This is a genomic window from Candidatus Binatia bacterium (assembly GCA_023150935.1).
Lineage (GTDB): Bacteria > Desulfobacterota > Binatia > HRBIN30 > HRBIN30 > JAKLJW01.
Window position 1 is genome coordinate 101,051 of sequence record JAKLJW010000013.1, and the last position, 6,717, is coordinate 107,767.

The following is a 6,717-nucleotide window of genomic DNA, read 5'->3' on the forward strand; positions in this document are numbered from 1 at the left end:
CCGTCGACCCGGCCCGTAGACCCGAGCGCCAGACCGAAGTTTCCCACCGTCCACCGCTGCCCCCGCTCCGTGTCTTGCCCGATATCCGAGTCGGAAGGCGGACGCAAGGAATGCGCGGGCCGCGGCGGAGCGCGGCGCACCGAAGGAACCGGTTTCCGGAGGATGGGTCAGTAAGGAAGTCATGAGCCTGTGCAATACGGGGGAGGGACAGCCGGCTCGCACCGGCTATCCCTCACTCGCCGCCTGCCTTACCGCATGCGGTAGCCTTCGGCCGTCGACTGCCCTTCGCAGGACACTTGCACACCCGAAATGTTGGCGCGTGCCAGCCCCGTACCCATCATGCTCAGGTTCGAACCTTTCACCTCGCCGTCGATGACCGTGATGTTCGGCTTGAAGCGCACACCGGGGTCGGTCGACATCAGGAACCGGCCAACGAGCCGCATCCGGTTGCCGACGATCTTACCCGATCTGGTCATATTCGTCTCCGGCACCGTGTAGCTCACTTCACACCCCTTCTGCTCGAACGACACCGTCCCGCCGCCGCTCTCGTCCATGTCGAAGCTCTCGCCCCTCGCCGTACAGGTCGCCATGACCTCCTCGGTCAGGTACCACTCGCCGGCCACATCGGCGCATCCCCCGGCATACGCGGCCCGCCCGCAGGAGATGGTGGAAGCGCCGGATCCACCCAACCCTGCACACCGGCTGCCCTCGTTACCGCAATTCGACAGGCACGGCTGACAGTAGAGCCCATCTTCGCAATCGGCGTTCGACACGCAGGCCTCGCAAACGCCCGAAGGTTCCTGCGACGGCGCCCCACCGTCGCCGTCGCCACCCCCGCCGCAGCCCGACAGGCCGATTCCGACCGCCAACGCCACGCATGACCATGTCTTCTTCATGTCCACGAACCCCCTCTCGTCGGTTGGTGCCGGCCGGAGAATTTCCGCCGGCAAGTTGTCGATGTGGAGCACATCTCGTCACCAAGTACCGCCCTCGCCCGCAGTTCTCGCAACTCGAACCCTTTTGTTCGCCCCGCCTCGATCGTTCGGCTGCACGGCGAGGGGGGATCGGCTCGCTTGCCAAGTCCGCGGTTGAATGGCAGACACGTCAGCCGCAGGCTCGGCAGCGTGCGGCGAGCGGTGCGAATCAGACGGTCATGCCGGGCAACCCGAGGGGGATCATGATCAAGTCGAGATCGGCAGGACGCGGCAGCACCAGGGTCCTCGCACTTGTCTTGCTCGTCGCAGCGGGATCCCTCGCGGAGGCGCAGACCCCCAGCCAGTACGGCGGCCAGGAACGCGCCGACGCGGCGCAACAGCTCATCGTGCTGGCCGTGCAACAGAGCATCTCCTCCCTGCCGCCGATGGCCGGACAGGCGTTCAGCTACGAGTACGACAGCGAGACGGACACGTACACGCGCAGCAGCCTGCTGGGACCGACGGCGTTGCGCTCACCGCGTCCGATCGGCGCCGGCCGGCTGGGACTGCGGTTCGCCGGCTCGTTCTTCGACCTCGGTCAGTCGTTCGGGCCGCTGGTCTATTACATCGAGCCCCAGGATGGATCGGAACCCGGACCGCGCGGATACGCCGGCTTCGGCGCACAGGTCGAGGCCACCGTCGGGGTAATGAATCTCGCGGCGACGTACGGCGTGACCAATCGTATCGACGTCAGCATGGTCCTGCCCATCGTCATCGTGAGCGCCGGCGCCTCGCAGTCGTTCACGACCCGCGCCAGCACCCTCAACGTCCCGCCGCGGGACGCGATGCTGAGCGGGGCGCCCACCCGCGAGGCACTGGCGGAACTGCTCCGCCGGGGGACCCTCGTGTACCGGCGCGAGACCTTCACCGCACTCGATATTGCGTTCAACGACGGCACCCACGCCGGCGTAGGCCGCATTACGCTCGCCGGTCGTGGTTCCATGTATGCCAGCGAGCACCTGCGCCTGGCCTTCGCGACCGACCTCTACTTGCCCAGCCCTAACGAAGACCAGTTCGCCGGCTCGGCCACTACCTCGATCCTGCCGCGGGTCATCGGCGAGGTCACGGCCATGGACCATCTGCGCCTGCTCGCCGATGTCGGCTACGACTACGACTTTAATACGGCGGAGCTGAGGCGATTCGTGGGCAACGGCGGCCTGTTGGTCCCGTACAAGCGCTGGAGCGTCGACCTCGGAGTAAGCGGCTCGATCTACGACACGCCGATCGCCTGGTCGCCTTCGGTCGCGTACGGTCAGGGAGGCGACGGCATCCCGCCCACGGTTCTCTATGCGCAGGGCGACAGCACCGTCGGCAGCAACTACGTCGACTTCGTGGCTGGCGTGCGCGGCAAGCTCACGGACAGTCTCATGCTCAACGGCGCCGTCACCGTCCCGCTAAACGACGCCGGAGTCCGTCCGGACGCCGCCGGCACCGTAGCGCTGGAGGCGTGGTTCTGACGCGCAACGAACTCTGTCTTACGATTTCCGCCGATGCGCGTGCGGCGCGAAGAAATCGGATTGGGAGGGCGAGGCTCCTGCCGAGCCGCGACGGTCCGATGACGGCTCGGCGGGAACCTCGCCCTCCCAGAGACACGTCCGGTCAGGTCATGGGTTGCGGGCACCCGCCCGCGCTGGCTTACTGACGACTGTCGACTCCCGACTCGATCGCCGATTTCGGACGACGGTCAGTTCTCCGCGGCGAACTTCCACTGCCCTCCGGTCTGGACGAGAAAGCGGGTCAGGCGGACTTCGAGGATCATCGGCTCGCCCGTTTCACTGTCGACGAACCGATCGGTGCGGGTGTAGGCGACGACGACGTCGTGCTGGCGGGGTTGAATCGCGACATCCGTCAGTTCGACACGCAGGTTGCGGACGTTCTTCGCGTAGGCTGCAACCGCCCGTCGCTGGCTTTCCGGAAACGCGACGTAGAGGGCAGCCAGGCGATCGAGATCGCCCGTCTCGTGGGCGCGCCGGTATTCTTCCAGGACTTCACGGGCTGCATCGGTCGCCGCCGCCGGCACATCCTGAGCCAGGGCAACGCCGACCAGCCAGGCCGCAAGCGCCCGCGACACACCTGGCAGGCTCGACTGCGGACCCCCGGAAGCTGCACCCGGCTGCCCGGCTCTCCCGGTCACCCCTTCGGCCTCGAGGAGCATCCGGTACTTGTCGACCTGGGCGCTGCTGGGGCGGCTTAACGACTCTGTCTGGGCGGGGCTCAGTTGCACGTTGAAGCTGCGCAGCATGGCCAGCGTGAGGTCGCGCTGCAACTCGAAGAACCGTTCGAACTTGCCCTCGACCTTCTCGGCCACCTCCTGCACGCCCTGGGAGGTTTCGACGACGCGCGCGTCGATGCGGATGACATCTCCGACCACGGCGAACGATCCGGTCACGAAACGCCGCACCCCGAGTCGGCGCGCGGCGGCCATGCGATCGAGCCCGACTTCCTGGGCGGTCTGTTCGATGATCTCTTCGGCAAGCACGGACACCTGCGGGATCTTACTGAGTTCGGTGTTGAAAGCCGTCTGCAGAGCCTTGCGGTACCAGTCGTTCTTCGGATCGTCGCCGCGTTGATTCTCGAACTCCATGACCGCAATCGTGTTAGCGGCCACGCCGGCGGAACCGGGGGTCGCGAGCTGCGTCACCCGGCCTGCGATCGGGCTGTCGGGCCGGGCTGCCCAGAACCCGAGTCCGACGGCTACCGCTAACCCCACAGCGACAGCGACGGCGCGGCGCGTAGACCTGCGTTCGGTTACCGCGGCTGACGGCATGCTCTCGGGCAGGCGGTCGGTCGCGTCGAGCGACCCCGACCACCACCCCGCCCCCGCCGAGTTCGACGGCACAGGCTCGCGGGGCGCGCTCAGCGCGGCAACGAACTCTGCCGCGGTTGCGAAGCGTTTCTCCGGTTCCTTCTCCAGTGCCCGCTCGACCGCTCGTGCCACGGCTGGTGGGACAGCCGGAATCAGCCCGGCAAGCGATCGCGGCGAGTCGCGGACCACGAGCGAGAGGACCTCGTGCACGTCCCGACCGGGGAAGGCCGGCTGGCCGGTCAGCATCTCGTACAGCACGGCCCCAAGAGCGAATATGTCGCTGCGCTGATCGACGAGGTCACTGTGACCTCGCGCCTGCTCGGGCGACATGTAGCGCGGGGTGCCGATGAACGAATCGGGAAGCGTGCGGACGGTATCCGAGCCGCGGACTTTCGAAATACCGAAGTCGAGCACCTTCACCTGATGGCCGGCGATATCGCCGCCACCCGCCGGGCAGAGAAAGATGTTCTCGGGTTTGAGATCGCGATGAACGATGCCGGCACGGTGGGCGGCGTCGAGCGCCGAGCCGATCTGCCGTGCGATAGCCACGGCAGCCTCCACAGGCATGCGGCCGCGCTGCAACGCCGCACGCAACATCTCGCCGCCGAGCAACTCGAGAACCATGTACGGGGTCCCGCCCGGCAGCTCGTTGAAGTCGAATACCTGAACGATGTTGGGGTGGCCGAGGCGTGAGATAATCTCCGCTTCGTGGCGAAAGCGGGCCACGGCTCCGTCGCTCGGCCGGATGTCGAGTAGAAGCTTGATCGCAACTTCGCGGGCCGGGAGGCGCACGTGCCGGGCCGCCCACACCTCGCTCAGGCCGCCATGACCGAGGTGCCGGGTCACCTCGTAAGAGCCGCCGACTATCGTCCCGACGTCGACGCGATCGACAGGCGACGTGACCATACGCTCGGTGACATATACCCGACCGCCGCGCGAAAGCCACGAGTCAGGTTGCGATTGGAGACGGCCATCGTGACACCGTACGGCAAGCCGGTGGGCATACGACCACAACGCCCGAGAGCAACCACACGCGCTGGCCCCCCCTGCGTCTCGGCCGCTAACGCCGCCGCTCCGCCCGGTGCTGCCACCCGCGCCGCAAGCTCGTGCCTTACCCACCATCCCGCCGCAGCCGCCGCCGCAAAGCCAACCGCGATCAAGGCCAAACCTTTCATGTTCCTTCCCCCAAGAAACCGACCGACGACCGACGAATCACCGCCACCTGTCACGCCGCGTAGGTCTGCACCCACTCGAAGAGGTCGCCACGGCCAATCCGCAACGTCTCGGCAACCAGCGAACGCCGTACCGAATGCCACCAGTGGACGACGGCAGCTTCAGCCTGCCGTTCCGACGCGGCCGGGAAATAGTCGCGCAGCGTCGTCGTGCCCGCGGTGCGGGCCAGCAAGTCAGCGTAAAGGCGGCGCGTGCGGGGATCCCGTATCGAGTCGACCAGCGGACGCCGGAGCCGCGCGTGAAGCGGTGCAAACGGCTGTACCGCAAACGCCTCCCCGAAGGTACACTCCCGCTCCAGGCGCGCAGCCAGAGCCCTCAGGGGCTTATCGCCAAGTTCGCACACGACGTCCCGCGGCTTCCACCCGAGCTTGCAGAACCCGAAGACAATCACCTCGTGCGGAGGACGCCGACTGCGACCGAGGCGATCGAGCAGCTCGCCCCAGGCCCGTCGTGTTGCCATCCTCCGGTCGGGAGCCGCAAGCACGGCCGGCAGCTCGGTCCAGTCGACTACCCCGCGGTCTCGCACGCACCGGCCGCCGGCACCCCTTCTCTCACACTCCCGCAGCCCGGCTCCCGGACACCCGGCGCAGCACTCGCCCCGGCTCGCGGCCCAGTACCGTCGAAGCACTTAATCCGCCCATATTCGAGTGAACCGCCAGAAGCCGGCACGCTCGGCGTCGAAGGTATCCAGCCGCCCCCAGACCTCAAGCCAGGTTTACTGTGCAAGGTCTTCGGCCGCACTCTTGTCGGCAACGAACCGCTCGATATACGCATGCAGGCGCGACCGATTCGCTTCGATCAGACCGCGCGGAGCACTTCCGGTTAAAGCCATGTACCCCCCTTGGTTACACCACCCACTGGCCCTAACCGACCAACGGAAGAGCCGTCTCCATGCGCGTACCACACCGGCCGAGACGCTGACAAGCGATTTTCGCCGCCTGGTCGTGATCCTTTCGCGCCTTTTGCGAGAACTCGCTTGCCCTCGCGTAGAGTAAGGGTGTGGACCAGCGCGGCCAAGGGGGTCGGTGTCGTGTCGACTTGCGGTAACCGAGTAGCAACAACTGGTACGCGAGCCCCACCTTGACCGCGGTCGGAGACCGGAACGTTCCGCCAACCGCAACCCGAAACGCACGAACACGGAGGGGACAAATCATGCTCTCGACAACGATGCTTCGCGCCCTGCTTCTCGGCCTGACGCTCACCGCGGCGGCCTGCGGCGGGGGGGACAGCGAGTGCGACGAGTGCAGCAGCGACAAGGACTGCGACAGCGGCCAGTATTGCGCCAGCACGACCCTCGGCGACCGCTGTCTGAAGAACAACAAGTCAAGCTGCGAAGTCGGCTTAGGCCAGCTCTAGCAAGGCGCGGGACCGCACCGGAGGGGCGAGCCTCACCCAGCGGGAGCCTCGCGAGACGGCCTCCGCATAAGGATGCCGCCTTCACCGCGCGGGCTGGCTCCGGCATCCAGTTGGCCTGACCAGCCATGCCTCTGGGAGGGCGAGGCTCCCGCCGAGACACAACGGTCTGACGACGGCTCGGCGGGAGCCTCGCCCTCCCCATCCGTTTTCTTCGCGCCGCACGCGCATCCGCGCAAATCGTAAAACAGCGCCGGCTACCACCCGTAACCCGATGCCCGCAACTCCCCGTTCGCCCCGAGTAGGACCCGTTTGTTCAGGGGCCGTACCGAGGGGTCACACCGGACGTGC

5 protein-coding genes are annotated in these 6,717 nt (G+C 66.9%); 2 read left to right on the forward strand and 3 right to left on the reverse strand.

Going from position 1 to position 6,717, the window contains the following annotated elements:
* Nucleotides 1-248: 248 nt before the first annotated feature.
* Nucleotides 249-896: a hypothetical protein gene (locus tag L6Q96_10145; GenBank protein MCK6554924.1), complete on the reverse strand. Its 648-nt coding sequence runs from the start codon at nt 894-896 to the stop codon at nt 249-251.
* A gap of 281 nt (nt 897-1,177) precedes the next feature.
* Here L6Q96_10145 and L6Q96_10150 point away from each other — a divergent pair, with 281 nt between their 5' ends.
* Nucleotides 1,178-2,431, forward strand: a complete 1,254-nt coding sequence (locus L6Q96_10150) for a hypothetical protein (GenBank protein MCK6554925.1) — start codon at nt 1,178-1,180, stop codon at nt 2,429-2,431.
* A 227-nt stretch (nt 2,432-2,658) separates the two neighbouring features.
* On the opposite strand, the gene L6Q96_10155 is transcribed toward L6Q96_10150, so the two are convergent.
* The gene (locus L6Q96_10155; GenBank protein ID MCK6554926.1) at nt 2,659-4,686 is read right to left on the reverse strand and encodes a protein kinase; all 2,028 of its coding nucleotides are present in this window, start codon (nt 4,684-4,686) and stop codon (nt 2,659-2,661) included.
* Between the two features lie 319 nt (nt 4,687-5,005).
* Nucleotides 5,006-5,473: a hypothetical protein gene (locus L6Q96_10160; GenBank protein MCK6554927.1), complete on the reverse strand. Its 468-nt coding sequence runs from the start codon at nt 5,471-5,473 to the stop codon at nt 5,006-5,008.
* Between the two features lie 692 nt (nt 5,474-6,165).
* Between L6Q96_10160 and L6Q96_10165 the strand changes: the two genes are divergently transcribed.
* Nucleotides 6,166-6,369: a hypothetical protein gene (locus tag L6Q96_10165; GenBank protein MCK6554928.1), complete on the forward strand. Its 204-nt coding sequence runs from the start codon at nt 6,166-6,168 to the stop codon at nt 6,367-6,369.
* Nucleotides 6,370-6,717: the final 348 nt, after the last annotated feature.

What these genes read in the sequence shown, in the direction of transcription:
- L6Q96_10165 (MCK6554928.1), top strand. Translation starts at nt 6,166, where the DNA reads ATGCTCTCGACAACGATGCTTCGCGCCCTGCTTCTCGGCCTGACGCTC.
- L6Q96_10150 (MCK6554925.1), top strand. Translation starts at nt 1,178, where the DNA reads ATGATCAAGTCGAGATCGGCAGGACGCGGCAGCACCAGGGTCCTCGCA.
- L6Q96_10155 (MCK6554926.1), bottom strand. Translation starts at nt 4,686, where the DNA reads ATGGTCACGTCGCCTGTCGATCGCGTCGACGTCGGGACGATAGTCGGC.
- L6Q96_10145 (MCK6554924.1), bottom strand. Translation starts at nt 896, where the DNA reads ATGAAGAAGACATGGTCATGCGTGGCGTTGGCGGTCGGAATCGGCCTG.
- L6Q96_10160 (MCK6554927.1), bottom strand. Translation starts at nt 5,473, where the DNA reads ATGGCAACACGACGGGCCTGGGGCGAGCTGCTCGATCGCCTCGGTCGC.